Source organism: Glaciecola petra (genome assembly GCF_031846345.1).
Classification (GTDB): domain Bacteria; phylum Pseudomonadota; class Gammaproteobacteria; order Enterobacterales; family Alteromonadaceae; genus Glaciecola; species Glaciecola petra.
In genome coordinates, this window is the sequence record NZ_JAVRHX010000001.1 from 849723 (window position 1) to 867206 (window position 17484).

The window sequence follows — 17484 nt, forward strand, 5'->3', positions numbered from 1 at the left end:
TGTTTGTGAATATTGAATTATACTTTTTAACTCATTATTTGTTCACGCAGTTTCGCAAGAAACTTGTCTTCATTTAGTTAAAAACGCGTTAATTGTCTCGTTATGTTCTGCAATCCCTGCTACACCTTCCAAATGGCCTCGGCTATTCTCTTTATTACTTTCGAGATAACGCAATTGCACAGCATGGTCTTTATCTTGAAAATAATTGGCAAGCTTTTCTGCATGGTAAGGCATTAAAAGAAGGTCATCGCTAGCGGGTATCAGTAAGACTTTGGCTTTAATGTTAGCTAAACCTTCTTCTAAACTACCTTGCATACCAGTGATGAAAAGCTGATTCGCTCTAACCAGATATATCAAATGATTCGCGTCTATTAAGTCAGCTCGAGCGCTAGCACGCTCATACAACCAATTGACGATACTAGGTTTTGCTTTAATATCTTGAAGAATATTTTCATCCAATACTTTAAAGTCGATTTGCTTGCCGATTTGATTGAAAAAAGCGGGATGCAAAGCTGATTGTGTTATCAACGCTAAGGCATGTGTGAGGCCAGCTCGCGGCCACTCTTCTTTAGCAAATTGATAGTAGTCACCGTCTCTGTAATTAGCATCTAGAGTAATAGGGACTACCCATTGTTCTAAGGCAGCAGTCGTCCATGCATCAGCACTGCCTGAACCAATCACAGATATCAGTCTATCTACCCAGTCAGGATAAGTACTTGCCCATTCAATAGCTTGCATTGATCCCATTGATGGTCCAGCAACTGCATGTAGTTTAGAAATTCCCAAACTTTCTAATACCAGTTTTTGCACATTCACAAAATCGCGTATAGTAACAATCGGAAAATCCAAGCCATAAGGCTTTCCAGTGTCTGGATTTATTGTTGCGGGTCCCGTGGTAATAACATCTTTGTCAAATGCACTTACATTGACTAAAGAATCTACACTGATAACAAAAAAAAGATTGGTATCGATGGCTTTGTTTGGGCCAATAATACTGTCCCAATAACCTACTTCAAGGTCGCTTTCTGTGTATTTGCCTGCAGCATGAGAATTTCCGGTAAAGTAATGAGTAATCAAAATAACATTGTCTTTATTTTTATTCAGATTTCCATAACTCTCCCAACCAACATCTACTCTTTTTATTGTTTTCCCACCGAATGTTTTGAAGTTACGGGTAGTAAATTGTTTCTTTTCTATGAATGGCAGGCTTTGAGTTTGATCTGTTGATGTCATTAACGGGTCTTTTTCTGTTTGGTTTGAATTATTATTTTTTTGTATCATCTGTTACCGAAATGCCTGCATGCATACTAATGATGCTACATAATGCCAGTATCGTTAGGTGCAATGTTCCGAAGCTCTTCATAGCTTATGCCTATATAATAAATAGGGCAATGGCAAGACTAAGCCCAATTAGAGGGACAATGACAGTTAAGATTGCCATTGGCCCGTAAGCATTTTGATGAGTTTCATGGCAAATTGCTCTAATTGTGGTGACAACATAACCATTGTGTGGAAGCGAATCCAAGGCGCCAGAAGAAATAGACACTATTCGGTGTAATTGTTCGGGATTTACACCTTGGTCTAAATAATAAGGGGCAACTTCAGGTAACGCAATAGCTTGGCCCCCCGAGGCGCTGCCGGTCAGACCTGCAATTACACTCACTGCAATCGCAGCGCCTATTAATTCGTTACCAGGAATTTGGGTCATTAAATCCACTGTGTTTTGAAAGGCGGCAGTTGTTTTAGCAATGGCACCAAAGCCTACAACGGCTGCCGTGTTTCCAATCGCAATTAAGGCGCCAGTTGTCCCCATATTTATTGCTTCAGACATATTGTTGAAATAACGGTAATTGACCGCCATGATAGTGATAACACCACCTCCTAAAGCAGCAATTAGTGCAAATTGGGCGTAGGCTTCGTGCAATAAAAAAGAGATCAGCAAAACCACCAATAAAGGGACGAGCCCAGTTAAAGGATGTGGATAATCACGCTCTTTGATTTCTGGGTCAATTGATTTTGCTTGAAAAACTTCGCCATTAGCGACGGCAATCCGTACCATACGTTTTAACCACCAAAATCCTAGCACCGCCATGAGGATAGCCACCACTAAACTGACTTCCCATGCTGCAAACGGCGAAGTGCCAAGGTATTTAATTGGGATCCAGTTTTGAATTTCTGGCGAACCTGCCGACGTCATAGTAAACGTAACCGAACCAAAAGCTAATGTTGCGGGTATGAATCGCCGGGGTAGGTTGGCATCTTTAAATAAACTTAATGCCATTGGATATACGGAAAATGCGACTACAAAAACAGATACGCCGCCATAAGTTAATAACGCACAAGCGGCAACAACAGCAAAAACGGCATGCTTGTAACCTAGCTTACTAATAATTGCACGGGCAAGAGAGTCTGCGGCTCCGGTATCTTCCATAAACTTGCCAAATATAGCGCCGAGTAAAAACATAAAAAACCAAGACGCCACAAAACCAGAAAAACCGGACATATACGTGACCACAAAGTTACTATCACCAGCAAACACCGGCATGTGGTTACATAGTGCTACAATAAGCGCACATAGAGGCGCGGCGATGAACAAATTCATGCCACGTATGGTTAACACTATTAATAATACCAGCCCTCCAATTAGGCCAACTAAACTCAACATATTTTTTCCTAGGCGTATTTAAAATACTTAACAATAGGGAATTAGCGCTAGCTGCATTAAAGCTTGTTACCTTTAAAAAAGTTGTCTACTTAATAATAAGATTAGCACTAAATGTTACCTGTGACCGCAGAACGAAGAGCACTAGTTAGTGTAAAGTGTGCAATATCCAATCTGCAAAGCCAATAGTACGATGGTACTAGTTCATATTGTGGCATTTTCGCTACAATTTGTGTCATAGAAAAGGCCAACCAAATTGTGTGGTTTGTGTTGTTGTGCCAAAAAATGCCCAAGAAGTGCAATGTATACCCAATGTCAAAGAATATACCGATGACGGGAGTTTGTTTGCTTTAATTCCTAAAATGGCGACAACAAATAAAATAAGAATATAAGCAAGGGCAACAGCAATTAAGGTCTAAATTGAAAACATATTTAGCCAAGCTCGCGTAGTTTTATAAAAAAAGTCTAATTTTGTTCTTGAAGCATACTAAACAATCCCCATTATAGCCGTCATTGGCAAATGTTCATACACGAAAAAGTAATAAGCGAGACATAGCATGAATACAGAAAATGCGGGTAATAGAGACGGACAGAATATTCAAGCTGAATCGTCGGAAAATAGCGCGACTAATGAAAACGATAGTAATCAAGAGTATGTCACTAGTGAGAACAGTGATTCTCAGGTTAAAGAGGATGCATCTGAAAATATTGATGCTACTCAAAACTACGACGAACAAGAAATCGACTGGAAAGCTTATGCAGATGAGTTAGAAACTAAACTGAGTGCTGCCGAAGCGAAAGTTGATGAGCAAAAAGATTCAGTTCTAAGGGCTATTGCTGAAGGCGAAAATGCGCGACGCAGAGCTGAACAAGAAATTGACAAAGCACGTAAATTTGCGCTCGAAAAGTTCGCCAAAGAATTATTGAACGTTGTAGATAACCTAGAGCGCGCTACCTTAGCAGCAGATGCTGAAAATGAAGCGATAAAGCCTTTATTAGAAGGCATAGAATTAACCCAAAAGTCTTTTATTACGACTTTTGAAAATGCGGGTTTGAAGATTATTGATCCTCAGGGCGAAAGCTTTAACCCAGAACAGCATCAAGCGATGTCTATGCAAGAAACTGATGAGGTACCACCAAATACAGTGATTGCAGTGATGCAAAAAGGCTATTTACTAAATGAACGTTTATTGCGACCAGCAATGGTAATGGTTTCTCGCGGCAGTACTAATACCGTAGATACTAAAGCATAAAGAAATAAAAAAATATTAATCACCTATTGAAAATAGGGTTACTAACCCCACTTAGTGGGAAGATGAAAGAATTTGGAGACACATATTATGGGTAAAATAATCGGTATAGATTTAGGTACAACTAACTCATGTTTAGCGGTACTAGATGGTAAAAGTGCAAAAGTTATCGAAAACGCAGAAGGTGAGCGTACTACGCCATCTATTATTGCATATACACAAGACGGCGAGACCTTAGTAGGGCAGCCTGCAAAGCGTCAAGCTGTTACTAATCCGGACAATACATTATTTGCGATTAAGCGTTTAATTGGCCGCAGATTTGAAGATAAAGAAGTGCAACGCGATATAGATATCATGCCCTTTAACATATGCAAGGCCGATAACGGAGATGCATGGGTTGAAGCAAATGGTAAGAAGATGGCACCACCACAAGTTTCTGCAGAAGTTTTGAAAAAAATGAAGAAGACCGCAGAAGATTATTTAGGTGAAGAAGTCACAGGCGCAGTAATTACTGTTCCGGCTTATTTTAATGATTCTCAACGTCAAGCAACTAAAGATGCTGGCAGAATAGCGGGTTTAGATGTAAAACGTATTATCAACGAACCAACTGCTGCTGCTTTAGCCTATGGTATGGACAAAAATCAAGGTAACAACACAATTGCAGTGTATGACCTTGGTGGTGGTACTTTTGATATATCTATCATTGAAATTGACGAAGTTGATGGCGAACATACTTTTGAAGTATTGGCGACCAACGGTGATACACACCTTGGTGGTGAAGATTTCGATAATCGCATGATCAATTACCTTGTTGATGAGTTTAAGAAAGATCAAGGTTTTGATTTACGTAAAGATCCTTTAGCTATGCAGCGTTTAAAAGAAGCGGGCGAAAAGGCGAAAATTGAATTGTCTTCAGCACAACAAACCGAAGTTAATTTGCCGTATATTACTGCAGATGCATCTGGGCCTAAGCACTTAGCGATTAAAGTGACGCGTGCTAAATTGGAATCACTAGTTGAAGAGCTAGTGAAGAAGTCGCTTGAACCATTAAAACAAGCGCTTGCTGATGCTGACCTAAGTGTTGGTGAAATTGACGACATCATTTTGGTTGGTGGTCAAACTCGTATGCCTTTAGTACAGAAGTATGTGACTGAATTCTTCGGTAAAGAGCCACGTAAAGACGTTAACCCTGACGAAGCAGTTGCTGTTGGTGCAGCTATTCAAGGCGGTGTTTTGGCCGGTGACGTAAAAGACGTATTGTTGTTAGATGTTACGCCGTTGTCTTTGGGTATTGAAACTATGGGCGGTGTAATGACAGCGCTAATTGAAAAAAATACGACGGTACCGACCAAGAAATCACAAACGTTCTCAACAGCTGAAGACAATCAGTCTGCAGTAACTGTTCATGTGCTTCAAGGTGAGCGTAAGCAGGCCGCAGGTAATAAGTCATTGGGACAGTTTAATCTAGAAGGTATTCGTGCTGCTCAGCGCGGCACGCCGCAGATTGAAGTTACCTTTGATATTGATGCTGATGGTATTTTACATGTTTCTGCGAAAGATAAAGACACAGGTAAAGAGCAGAAAATCACGATTAAAGCGTCTTCTGGCTTAAGTGAAGACGAAGTGAATCAAATGGTACAAGATGCTGAAGCGAATAAAGAAGCCGATGCTAAGTTTGAAGAACTCGTGCAGTCACGTAACCAGGCAGACGGCATGATACATGCTACTCGTACGCAAATCGAAGAAGCTGGGGATGCGCTGGGTGCTGATGATAAAGCTAAGATTGAAGCAGCTTTAGATGAGCTTGAGACAGCGCGGAAAGGTGAAGATAAAGAAGCTATTGAAGCTAAAACACAAGCTTTAATGGAAGCTTCTGCTCCGCTTATGGAAATGGCGCAAGCAAAAGCTCAAGCGGAAGGAGCAGCTGCAGGTGCAGCGCCACAAGATGCAGGTGCTGATAATGCTAACACTAGTGAAGGCGCTGATGATGTGGTTGATGCTGAATTTGAAGAAGTAAAAGACGATAAAAAATAATCGTTGACGTACTTTATTTAAAGCAACAATAGACCGTAGGCGCAACCACTTTGTGAGTTGCGCCTTTGTTGCGAGTAAACGGGCAAAAGCCTCAAATTTTTACCAGTGACTGCAAGGTTTCCTTAGGCTACCAGCAGTTTTGATTTAACTGGAAATACAAGTCACTACAGGGTGTTATATGTCTAAACGAGACTATTACGAAGTGTTAGGGGTCAGCAAGAGTTCTGACGAAAAAACAATCAAAAAAGCCTATAAAAAGCTTGCGATGAAGTATCACCCTGACAGAACCCAGGGCGATAAAGCCCTCGAAGAAAAATTCAAAGAAATCCAAGAGGCATACGAGATCCTTACCAACAGTCAAAAACGTGCTGCGTACGACCAATACGGTCATGCAGGTGTTGACCCCAATAGGGGTGGCGGCGCCGGTGGAGCTGATTTTGGTGATATATTTGGAGATGTTTTCGGTGACATCTTCGGCGGTGGCCGCGGCGGTCGTTCACGTGCTCGTCAAGGTTCGGATTTACGATATAATCTTGAAATGAGCCTAGAAGAAGCAGTGCGTGGTAAAGAAGTCGAAATCAGAGTACCGACTCTTGCCGAATGTGAGTCTTGTCATGGCTCTGGTGCCAAAAAGGGTAGTTCTCCAACAACGTGTCCAACGTGCAAAGGAAATGGTCAAGTACAAATGCGCCAAGGCTTCTTTGCTGTTCAGCAAACCTGCCCAACATGTTCAGGAAAAGGTCAGATCATTTCTGACCCATGTTCGCCTTGTCGTGGCCAAGGCCGTGTTGAAAAAACCAAAACTTTGTCTGTAAAAGTACCTGCGGGTGTTGATACAGGTGACAGAATCCGCTTGAGCGGCGAAGGTGAAGCGGGAGAAAGTGGGGCACCAGCAGGTGATTTATATGTACAAGTGAATATTCGTGAGCACGAAATATTTACCCGTGACAACAATAACTTGTATTGTGAAGTCCCTTTAAGTTTTACCACGGCAGCTTTAGGTGGTGAAATTGAAGTACCCACCTTAGATGGCAAGGTAAAATTGAAAGTAACCCCAGAAACTCAAACAGGTAAAATGTTTAGACTACGCGGAAAGGGCGTCAAGTCTGTTCGCAGTGGCAGTGTTGGTGATTTGATTTGTAAAGTTGAAATTGAAACACCGGTAAACTTGTCTTCTAAACAGAGAGCTTTATTAGAAGAATTTGAGACTTCTATTAGCGGTTCTGGCGCAAAACATAGACCTAAAGAGACCGGATTTTTCGATGGGGTGAAAAGTTTTTTTGACGACTTAAGAAGTTAACTTTTACACAAGGGTATCTGGTAGTCTACTTGATATCCTTGTCATCCCGCATTAGCGACAGTTTCATATAGCGATAGTATGTTTGTTAACGCCTTAGTTCTACATGATTGTTTTTCTCGATAATTATTACCTTCCAATAAAAATTACCTTCCAATAAAAATCTAATAAATCATTATCACTTGATGTGTTGTAAGTCTAACAGAGGAATAGTTAGCTTATTTAGCAATAATATAAACAAAGCGATGATTCAAGTTATTGAATTACTGAACACTTTAAAAAATAGGTATGCCAAACTTGAAAATTGAGTATGCCATAACTGGGAAAACAGAAAAAACTAAGACAGTATATTGCTAAATAATTCAGAAAGGATGCATTAGAATGTCTGTTAACCCATCAAGTCGTTATCGAATAAAGAAACATACCGTTAGTTTACCGAGTAAATATATTTTCGTGTTTATTGTTATGCATGTATTTTTTGGTTCTGCTCATGCTAATGTCGTATGTCCGCCTGGTTTTTTTGCGCCTGTGGGGGATGCCTTTTGTACACCGGCGCCTATTGGATATTATGTACCAAATTCAGGCGCTACTGAGCCTACCATAGCTCCTGTTGGCACATTTGTATCAACAGAGGGCGCGGTGGCGCCAACTCCAGCTCCGCCAGGTACATACGTGCCTTTGCAAGGTCAAGCTTTTGCAACGCTAGCGTCTCCTGGTTTTTTTGTGGCAGAATCTGGCTCATCAACACAAACCATCGCCCCACCTGGCTCTTTCGTGGCTAACTCAGGCGCAGTTTCTCCTACTTTGGCAGCCCCAGGATCTTTTGTTAGTCTTCCCGGACAAACTTCAGCGACATTGGCTCAACCAGGTTTCTTCGCTGCGGGCTCGGGTGCCATAGAACAAACTATTGCGCCACCAGGATCATTTGTGGCTAATGCAGGCGCTGCGGCTCCGACTTTGGCTGCTCCAGGAAGCTTTGTCAGTTTACCTGGTCAGACTGAAGCGATATTGGCTCAACCTGGTTATTTTGCATCTGGGACAGGGGCCATCGAGCAAACTATTACTCCCCCTGGGTATTTCACCCCCGATTTTGGTGCTGCCGCGCCAATTGCGGCTGCACCAGGGTCATACATTAGCCTTCCTGGTCAGACTGAAGCGATATTAGCTCAGCCTGGTTATTTTGCTGCAGGAACCGCAGCAACTGAACAAACCCCAGCGCCACCAGGATTTTTTACAGCTGATTTAGGGTCCCCTCAAGCTATCGCAGTTCCCCCAGGCACTTATGCCGCTGGTGAGGCAAATACCTTTGGTACAGTTTGCCCACAAGATTCGACATCTTATGGCGCTGCGCCAGCGTGTAGGTCAGGTATGTTGTCTATTCTGAATCCTGCTACAATTGGTCCTGCATTCGACACCAACTATGGTACCAGTGGGTCTTACAACTTAGGTTTGCTAGATATTAATCAGGCAGACGCTTTTGATTTTATGATTGCAAATGTATCGAATGATCTAGGTTATGCTGATATGTTGACAGACCTATCCCTACTTAATGTTGAAATTAGCGGTATAAATGCCAGCCTTTTTTCACTCGACGGATTTAATGTAGGAACCGTTTTATCAGAACAAGAAGAGACTGATTTTGCCATTAACTTTTTTTCAGCAATAGAAACTTTTTTTGATATTGATATAACGTTCTCTACCGACCAATACGCCAGTTTTGGGATGCCAGGGCAAAGTTTTACTTTCAATTTCTTTGGACGCTTTACAAGCTTGCCCAATCAAGTAAGTGCGCCTAGCATGGTCATATGTTTGAGCTTATGTGTACTTATACTTGTGCGATCAAAACGCACTTAACTTAGTTTATAAGTATTTATTTATGTTTGTTTGGCAGTGTCATATTTATACTAAACACTGCCAAATATTGAATGTATTTCTTGTTATCTCCCAACGATGAGCAAGTCATTTTCTACTTCTGCTAGTTATATTTTTTAGTATAGGCCTGAATCAAGCTTTCAATAATTAAATTTTCAACTAATATTCGTGTGTAATATAAAATTTAAAAAGCAATAATCCTCATTCATTTTTAATACAGTTATAAATAAAGGCATCACGATGAAAAATAAAATATTACTTTCTACTTTGTTTGCAAGCTTAATATGTGTATCAGGCATCTCATCTGCCGACAACCATCCTAAAGCCACATCAGAGAAACAAGCAAATGCGGCTGTTACTTTCAGAAAATCATTACTGCAATTAGTACGCAGTAATATGGGACCACTCGGCGGGATGGCGCGGGGCAATATTCCTATGAATGCAGAAACGATAGGCAAAAATGCAGAAAGAGTAGCGTTTTTAGCTAGCATGATGCACGACTATTTTGAGCTTGATACTACCGCCTTTGATGTCAACACTGACGCGAAAAGTAGTATTTGGAAAAATAAAGATGATTTTAACGCTAAAATCGACGATATGGTTTCTGCGGCCGCTAAGTTACAAGACCTTGTAGCTAAGAACGACGAAGGTAATTTTCGAAAGGGTATTGGTGCACTTGGTGCAACATGTAAAGCTTGTCATGACGAATACAAAAAAGACTAGGAGATATTAATGACTCAAAAGACGAGCCAAGCATATGCGGCCAATAGTGCAGGAAAAGCCCTAGAAAAAATTAACACACAATTACCGACATTGGGCGATGAACAGGTGCGGATCAAAGTGCATTATTGTGGCATATGCCATTCTGATTTGTCGATGATAAACAATGAATGGGGCTTGTCAGCTTATCCGTTGATAGCTGGGCATGAAGTTGCTGGCGAAATTGTAGAAGTAGGTAGCAAAGTTAATAAACATGATATAGGTGATCTTGTTGGCTTAGGTTGGCATGCAGACTATTGTGAACAGTGTCGTAGCTGTGACAACGGCGATCATAATTTATGTAGTAAGGCTATAGGTACAATTGTGCAAAGGCATGGTGGATTTTCGGAATATGTGCAAGCTTCCCAAACTAGTGTTGTTGGTTTGCCGGAAGGACTTGACCTAAAATCAGTTGGGCCAATGTTTTGTGGCGGCATTACGGTTTTTAATCCTTTGGTTCAATATGACATTAAACCCACTGACAAAGTCGCCGTGATTGGTATTGGCGGTTTAGGGCATTTGGCAGTGCAATTCTTAAGTGCATGGGGATGTGAAGTCACTGCTTTTACATCGAGCGATAATAAGGCAGATGAAGCAAAAAAAATGGGGGCCCATCACGTAATAAATTCTAAAGACGCAGCACAAATTGAATCGGTACAAGGGCAATTTGATCTTATCATCTCTACGGTAAATGTTAAGTTGGACTGGAATTTATATATGACTACTTTGCAGCCAAAAGGACGTTTACATTTTGTTGGCGCAACGCTTGAGCCCTTAGACATAGGAGCATTTTCGTTAATTAGTGGACAAAAATCTATTTCTGGTTCTCCTGTAGGTAGTCCAGATACCATTAAAACGATGTTAGAATTTGCTAATCAGCATAAGATTCAACCGATGGTTGAGATGTTCCCTATGAGTAAAATTAATGACGCCTTAGCGCATCTGAAGTCCGGTAAAGCAAGATATCGTATTGTGTTACAGGCAGATTTTTAATAGCCAAAGTAATCATCAGCAGGCGGCGGTGGTAAAACTTCAATGAGTAAATACAATATGCTCATCGTAATCACAATACTCAATATAAAACTGAAATAAGGGAATGTTTGTTTTGGTTTGTTTAAATTAGTTGTATCAACTTGTTTAAAACCGGTAATCATCGCCGACGTCAAGCCTTCTTTATATTTGATTTTGTAAAATATAATCGCGCCAACATGCAAAGCAATAGCTGCAAATATTACGTTCATGAAATTGTGGTGTATAAAATTTGCTAATGATTGCCAAAACTCATTAAGTAGGCCGTAATAAGGGCCATCTGTGAATATTTCGTCACTAATAAATAGACCAGATATAGCCTGAGTAAATATCAGACTGAGCAATAATACTACCGAATAAGCGCCCGCAGGATTGTGTCCTAGATATACAATGTTGTTTGCTTTTGTAAGGTACTTAAATGCGGAAACTGGAGAAACAATAAATTGATTAAAACGCGCATAATATGTGCCTAGCATACCCCAAAGCAACCGAAAGATAATTAAACCGATAATGGTATAACCACCATAAAAATGCAGTTGCATGGCGTCGTCAAGCAGGTCCCCAGTCACAAATTGAAATACGATTGCGAGTACCAATAACCAATGGAATAATCGAATTGGCAAGTCCCAGACCTTTATTTTTTGCACGGCTCAAATTCCTCTATAAAAATATTACCTTTTAAACTTCTTAGGGATGAAATAATAATCAGAATAACAACTCTTGCGCCATAGTATAGTGTAGATTAACCGAAGAACATGATTTTAAACCAATAAAAACAGATGCTAACCTTTTGGGCGATATCGTGGCACAATATGAGGCAACAATTTTGTAATGGACACATATTATGATTAAAGTAGGAATTCTAGGTGCTAACGGACGCATGGGCAGAGTGCTAATCGATGCCGTTTATCAGCATGCCGAATTAGGCCTAGCTTTTACGTCAGTGCGAACAGGTTCAGCATTTATTGGCCTTGATGCGGGTGAACTGGCTGGCATTAATAAACAGTATATTACGGTAAAAGAGTTAACGCCGGAATTGGCCGATTTTGCTGATGTATTGATAGACTTCACGCTACCAGATGCATTAGAGGGAAACCTTGAATATGCTATTGTACACAAAAAGCCCATTATTATAGGTACGACAGGTTTAGATGATGCGCAACTTGCACTGATTGACGATGCCGCTAAGAAAGTGCCTATTGTACTCGCTGCTAATTATAGCATTGGTGTCAACTTGATGCTTAATCTAGTAAAAACCACCGCGAAAGTAATGGGGGATCGAGCTGACATCGAAATTTTAGAGGCACATCATCGCTTTAAAAAAGATGCGCCGTCTGGAACTGCCATTGCGATTGGACAAAGCATTGCTGAAACTTTAAACAGAGATTTAGATAAAGTAGCTGTTTTTGGCAGGGAAGGCGACACTGGCGAAAGAGATTCACAAACGATCGGTTTTGCTACTGTTAGAGCAGGTGATATTGTTGGTGAACATACTGCCTTATTTGCAACACTTGGCGAGCGTATCGAAATTACCCACAAAGCATCAAGCAGACTCACCTTTGCAAACGGCGCATTGACCGCTGCTATATGGGTAAAAGAGAAGCCTTTTGGCCTCTATTCCATGCAGGACGTGCTTGCCTTAACTTAATTTCTAACGAATTATCCAAATATAGGCTTAAGCTTTTAGCTGCATTCGAATTCATGTCGCTACTTAAAGGGGTAATATAAATGGCTCTCAACGTGGTTGTGGCTAGGGACATAAAAGCATGTTTTTAGCATGTTTTTGACAAAATAAGTCTAAAGTAGTTATTTTCAACTATTTTAAACACTATTTTAAAAACTATTAGATCTACAATTCATTGTCCTATATACTGCGTGGAATTTGCCAAATTTAATCAATATCGAATCAGGCGATTCTACATGATTAGTCGGCAAGCCCCCAAGCTTATTGAACTTCAGTGAGCTCAGGCAGCCGTAGTGTTGATTTTTTGGCAGAGACATTGAGTATCCTCTTTTACAAAAAGATACTTAACTGCATGTTTATCGTTGATTTTTCGATAAACACTAGCTATCTCTACTTTTTAGGAGGTTGACTTGGCTGTTTCTGCCCTATTAGTGTTAGCTGATGGTTCCGTTTTTAAAGGAACGTCCATTGGAGCTGCAGGTAGTAGCGTTGGTGAGGTTGTATTTAATACCTCAATGACTGGCTATCAAGAAATATTAACTGATCCTTCTTACGCCGAACAAATAATTACACTGACCTATCCACACATAGGAAATACCGGCACCAACTCTGAAGACGTCGAATCTAGCAATATATACGCAAAAGGTCTTGTTATTAGAGACTTACCTATAATTGCGAGTAATTTTAGAAGCCAACAAACTTTATCAGATTACTTAAAGAGTAATAACATTGTTGGTATTGCAGACATTGACACACGTCGTTTGACGCGAGTGCTTAGAGACAAAGGTGCTCAAAATGGTTGTATTATGTCGATTGGAGATTCTGACAAGCTAGACGAACAACAACTTTCAGATGAAATTAAACGGGCTCTCAATTCAGCCACCGCATTTCCTGGCTTAAAAGGTATGGATTTAGCTAAAGTTGTGAGTTGTGAAAAACAACATCAGTTTAATGATGGCGTTTGGTCCTTAGGTCAAGGGTATGCGGAAAATGTACAAGACTTATCTTACCACGTAGTGGCCTACGATTTTGGTGCTAAAAACAACATTTTAAGAATGCTGGTTGATAGGGCTTGTAAATTAACAATTGTTCCCGCTCAAACCAGTGCTGAGGAGGTTTTAGCGCTCAAACCAGATGGAATATTTTTGTCTAATGGGCCTGGCGATCCTGAGCCGTGTGATTATGCAATTACGGCAATAAAAACATTTATTGCTAAACAGATTCCAATCTTTGGTATTTGTTTGGGGCATCAACTGCTAGCCATAGCTGCAGGGGCTAAAACATCAAAAATGAAATTTGGCCATCATGGAGCGAACCACCCAGTAAAAGATTTAGCCCAAAACAAAGTGATGATTACTAGTCAAAACCATGGCTTTGCGGTTGACGAGAGCGATTTACCTGAACACATTAACGTGACACATGTGTCATTGTTTGATCAAACTTTACAGGGCATCAAGCTCACTAATGCGCCGGCATTTGGATTTCAGGGGCATCCCGAAGCTAGTCCAGGCCCGCATGACGCGGCACCATTGTTCGATCATTTTATTGAATTAATTAAACAAGCTAAACAGTAGGAAGAGTAAAATGCCAAAACGTACAGATATCAAAAGTGTTTTGATTCTTGGCGCAGGTCCTATTGTGATAGGACAAGCCTGTGAATTCGATTACTCTGGCGCGCAAGCTTGCAAAGCACTGCGCGAAGAAGGGTATCGGGTTATCCTTGTTAATTCAAACCCAGCCACTATTATGACTGATCCGGAAATGGCAGATGCAACTTACATCGAACCCATTCATTGGGAAGTAGTCAGAAAAATTATAGATAAAGAACGTCCTGATGTGATATTGCCGACTATGGGCGGCCAGACAGCGCTTAATTGCGCGCTTGATCTTAATAAACATGGTGTTTTAAAAGAATTTGACGTTGAATTAATCGGCGCTAATGCTGACGCAATCGATAAAGCAGAGGACCGTGAGCGCTTCGACAAAGCGATGAAATCAATTGGATTGGAATGTCCCCATGCAGAAATTGCTCATAACATGCAACAGGCCCATGATGTGCTTAGTCGTATTGGTTTCCCTTGTATCATTCGCCCATCATTTACCATGGGTGGCAGTGGTGGCGGTATAGCCTATAACATTGAAGAGTTTGACGAAATTTGTGCGCGAGGCCTAGATTTGTCACCTACGTCTGAATTGCTAATTGACGAGTCACTGATTGGTTGGAAAGAGTACGAAATGGAAGTGGTGCGCGACAAAGCTGATAACTGTATCATTGTTTGCACCATAGAGAATTTTGATCCCATGGGCGTGCACACAGGTGATTCAATAACGGTTGCTCCAGCGCAAACCCTTACAGATAAAGAGTTTCAAATTATGCGTAATGCTGCAATAGCGGTGTTACGAGAAATAGGTGTTGAAACAGGCGGCTCAAATGTACAGTTTGGTGTAGATCCAAAAACGGGTCGCATGGTGATTATTGAAATGAACCCGCGAGTTTCTCGTTCTTCTGCTCTCGCATCTAAAGCAACCGGGTTCCCAATCGCTAAAATAGCGGCAAAGCTGGCAATTGGTTATACGCTTGACGAATTGGCAAACGACATTACGGGCGGTAAAACACCAGCAAGTTTTGAGCCTTCGATCGATTACGTAGTGACTAAAATACCCCGCTTCAATTTTGAAAAATTTGCGGGTGCTAACGACCGATTGACTACACAAATGAAGTCGGTTGGTGAAGTGATGGCCATTGGTCGTAATCAACAAGAGTCGCTTCAAAAGGCTTTACGCGGGTTAGAAGTCGGCTCAAGTGGTTTCGAGCCAGTTTTAGATTTAAACGATCCTGAAGCCAAAAATAAACTGATATACGAACTTCGAGAACCCGGAGCTGAACGTATTTGGTATATTGGAGATGCCTTTAGAATGGGCATGACAGTTGATGAAATTTTTGCCTTAACCAACATCGACAAATGGTACTTGGTACAAATAGAAGAAATCATTGAACTGGAAGAAGAGATTACGGATCTCGGGTTGCCGGGTATTGATGCCGATTTTATGCGGAAGCTGAAACGTAAAGGCTTTTCAGATATTCGCATAGCCGCCTTGACAGATGTTGCTCAGGGTGATGTTCGTGACAAACGTCATAGTCTTTCAATTTTACCGGTTTACAAAAGAGTAGACACTTGTGCAGCCGAGTTTTCAACTTCTACGGCTTACATGTATTCAACTTACGATGAAGAGTGTGAAGCTGATCCTTCAGACCGTGAAAAGATAATGGTGTTAGGTGGCGGACCTAACAGGATTGGTCAAGGGATAGAATTTGACTATTGTTGTGTTCATGCTGCCCTTGCCATGCGAGAGGACGGTTATGAAACGATTATGGTTAACTGTAACCCTGAAACCGTTTCTACCGATTATGACACGTCTGACCGTTTGTATTTTGAGCCAGTAACGCTTGAAGATGTATTAGAAATTGTCCGTATTGAAAAGCCAACGGGTGTCATTGTGCAATATGGCGGGCAAACACCTTTAAAACTAGCTCGTGCGCTTAAAGACAATGGCGTTAATATAATTGGTACTTCACCGGATGCTATTGACCGCGCTGAAGATCGTGAAAGATTTCAGCAGATGGTGAAAAAGCTTGGATTAAAGCAACCTTCAAATTCTACTGTTAGCAACATGCAAGAAGCCTTAGAAGAGGCAGAGAAAATTGGGTTTCCGTTAGTGGTTCGACCTTCCTATGTGCTTGGTGGTCGTGCCATGGAAATCGTTTATGACATGAGTGATTTAACTCGCTATTTGAATGAAGCGGTAAAAGTATCTAATGATTCGCCAGTTCTATTGGATAGATTCTTAGATGACGCCATCGAAGTGGATATAGATGCTATATGTGATGGCGAGCAAGTAGTTATTGGCGGCATCATGGAACATATTGAACAAGCAGGTGTACATTCTGGTGATTCAGCTTGCAGTTTACCTCCGTACTCATTGCCCCATGAAATTCAAGAAAAAATGCGTAAACAAGTCAAAGACATGGCCTTAGAACTTCAAGTTGTTGGACTCATGAATACTCAGTTTGCGATTAAAGATGGACAGGTTTATCTTATTGAAGTAAATCCTCGTGCTGCTAGGACTGTTCCGTTTGTTTCAAAGGCAACTGGCGTACCTCTCGCTAAAATAGCAGCAAGAGCGATGGCTGGAAAATCTTTGGCTTCTCAACACTTTGTGGAAGAAGTGATTCCTCCATTTTATTCGGTCAAAGAAGTAGTTTTGCCATTTGCTAAGTTCCAAGGTGTTGATCCCCTACTAGGACCTGAAATGCGTTCTACGGGTGAAGTAATGGGAGTAGGCATCAATTTTGAAGAAGCATACGCAAAAGCTAATTTGGGTGCGAGCGAACCACTTCCTAAACAAGGTAAAGTTCTTATCTCGGTAAGAAACAACGATAAAATTAGAGCGATTGAATTAGCACATGGCATGATCGCGAATGGATTTACACTTGAGGCAACAAAAGGAACTGCAGACGCATTACAAGCAGCGGGTTTACCTTGTGATGTAGCAAATCGTTTAGGTGAAGGACGTCCAAATATAGTCGACTTTATCAAGAATGGGGCTTATACGTATATAGTAAATACAACAGAAGGGCGCCAAGCCATTATAGATTCTGTGTATATCAGAAGAGAAGCCTTGTTAAATAAAGTGGCCTATACAACCACCTTAAATGCTGCCTTTGCGACTATGCAATCGGGTACACAAGATGCATTTAAAAATGTTAATTCTGTACAAGATTTACACCGACAAATTCGTAGTTAAACATCTGTCAGAAAACTGATTATTGTTCTATACTTACGGTAAAACTATATGTAAAAACGAATGCCAAGGGCATTCGTTTTCTTTTGTGTTG

12 protein-coding genes are annotated in these 17484 nt (G+C 41.0%); 9 read left to right on the plus strand and 3 right to left on the minus strand.

The window, feature by feature from the left end:
- Positions 1–69: 69 nt before the first annotated feature.
- Positions 70–1233 carry an E22 family MetX-like putative esterase gene (locus tag RM552_RS03835; protein ID WP_311367464.1) on the minus strand — a complete coding sequence of 388 codons (1164 nt, stop codon included), beginning with the start codon at positions 1231–1233 and terminating at the stop codon, positions 70–72.
- A gap of 139 nt (positions 1234–1372) precedes the next feature.
- Positions 1373–2665, minus strand: a complete 1293-nt coding sequence (locus RM552_RS03840; RefSeq protein WP_311367465.1) for a GntP family permease — start codon at positions 2663–2665, stop codon at positions 1373–1375.
- 554 nt (positions 2666–3219) lie between these two features.
- Between RM552_RS03840 and grpE the strand changes: the two genes are divergently transcribed.
- From grpE to ahr, 6 genes are all read left to right on the plus strand, one after another.
- On the plus strand, positions 3220–3915 hold the full coding sequence (grpE, locus tag RM552_RS03845; RefSeq protein ID WP_311367466.1) for a nucleotide exchange factor GrpE: 696 nt from the start codon (positions 3220–3222) through the stop codon (positions 3913–3915).
- Between the two features lie 87 nt (positions 3916–4002).
- The gene (dnaK, locus tag RM552_RS03850; RefSeq protein WP_311367467.1) at positions 4003–5946 is read left to right on the plus strand and encodes a molecular chaperone DnaK; all 1944 of its coding nucleotides are present in this window, start codon (positions 4003–4005) and stop codon (positions 5944–5946) included.
- A gap of 178 nt (positions 5947–6124) precedes the next feature.
- Positions 6125–7246, plus strand: a complete 1122-nt coding sequence (gene dnaJ, locus RM552_RS03855; protein ID WP_311367468.1) for a molecular chaperone DnaJ — start codon at positions 6125–6127, stop codon at positions 7244–7246.
- 378 nt (positions 7247–7624) lie between these two features.
- Positions 7625–9097 carry a hypothetical protein gene (locus tag RM552_RS03860; RefSeq protein ID WP_311367469.1) on the plus strand — a complete coding sequence of 491 codons (1473 nt, stop codon included), beginning with the start codon at positions 7625–7627 and terminating at the stop codon, positions 9095–9097.
- Positions 9098–9355: 258 nt separating this feature from the next.
- Positions 9356–9838 (plus strand): c-type cytochrome, encoded by a 483-nt coding sequence (locus RM552_RS03865; protein WP_311367470.1) that lies wholly within the window; start codon positions 9356–9358, stop codon positions 9836–9838.
- Positions 9839–9847: 9 nt separating this feature from the next.
- Entirely contained in the window at positions 9848–10867 is a 1020-nt protein-coding gene (gene ahr / locus RM552_RS03870) for an NADPH-dependent aldehyde reductase Ahr (protein ID WP_311367471.1), read from the plus strand.
- On the opposite strand, the gene RM552_RS03875 is transcribed toward ahr, so the two are convergent.
- Entirely contained in the window at positions 10864–11550 is a 687-nt protein-coding gene (locus RM552_RS03875; RefSeq protein WP_311367472.1) for a cytochrome b/b6 domain-containing protein, read from the minus strand. The two genes, ahr and RM552_RS03875, sit on opposite strands and share 4 nt — an antisense overlap.
- 197 nt (positions 11551–11747) lie before the next feature.
- Between RM552_RS03875 and dapB the strand changes: the two genes are divergently transcribed.
- The 3 genes from dapB to carB all read left to right on the plus strand — a co-directional run bounded on the left by dapB (position 11748) and on the right by carB (position 17393).
- Positions 11748–12551 (plus strand): 4-hydroxy-tetrahydrodipicolinate reductase, encoded by an 804-nt coding sequence (dapB, locus tag RM552_RS03880; protein ID WP_311367473.1) that lies wholly within the window; start codon positions 11748–11750, stop codon positions 12549–12551.
- 446 nt (positions 12552–12997) lie between these two features.
- Positions 12998–14161: a glutamine-hydrolyzing carbamoyl-phosphate synthase small subunit gene (gene carA / locus RM552_RS03885; RefSeq protein ID WP_311367474.1), complete on the plus strand. Its 1164-nt coding sequence runs from the start codon at positions 12998–13000 to the stop codon at positions 14159–14161.
- Positions 14162–14171: 10 nt separating this feature from the next.
- Positions 14172–17393: a carbamoyl-phosphate synthase large subunit gene (carB, locus tag RM552_RS03890; protein ID WP_311367475.1), complete on the plus strand. Its 3222-nt coding sequence runs from the start codon at positions 14172–14174 to the stop codon at positions 17391–17393.
- Positions 17394–17484 lie beyond the last annotated feature (91 nt).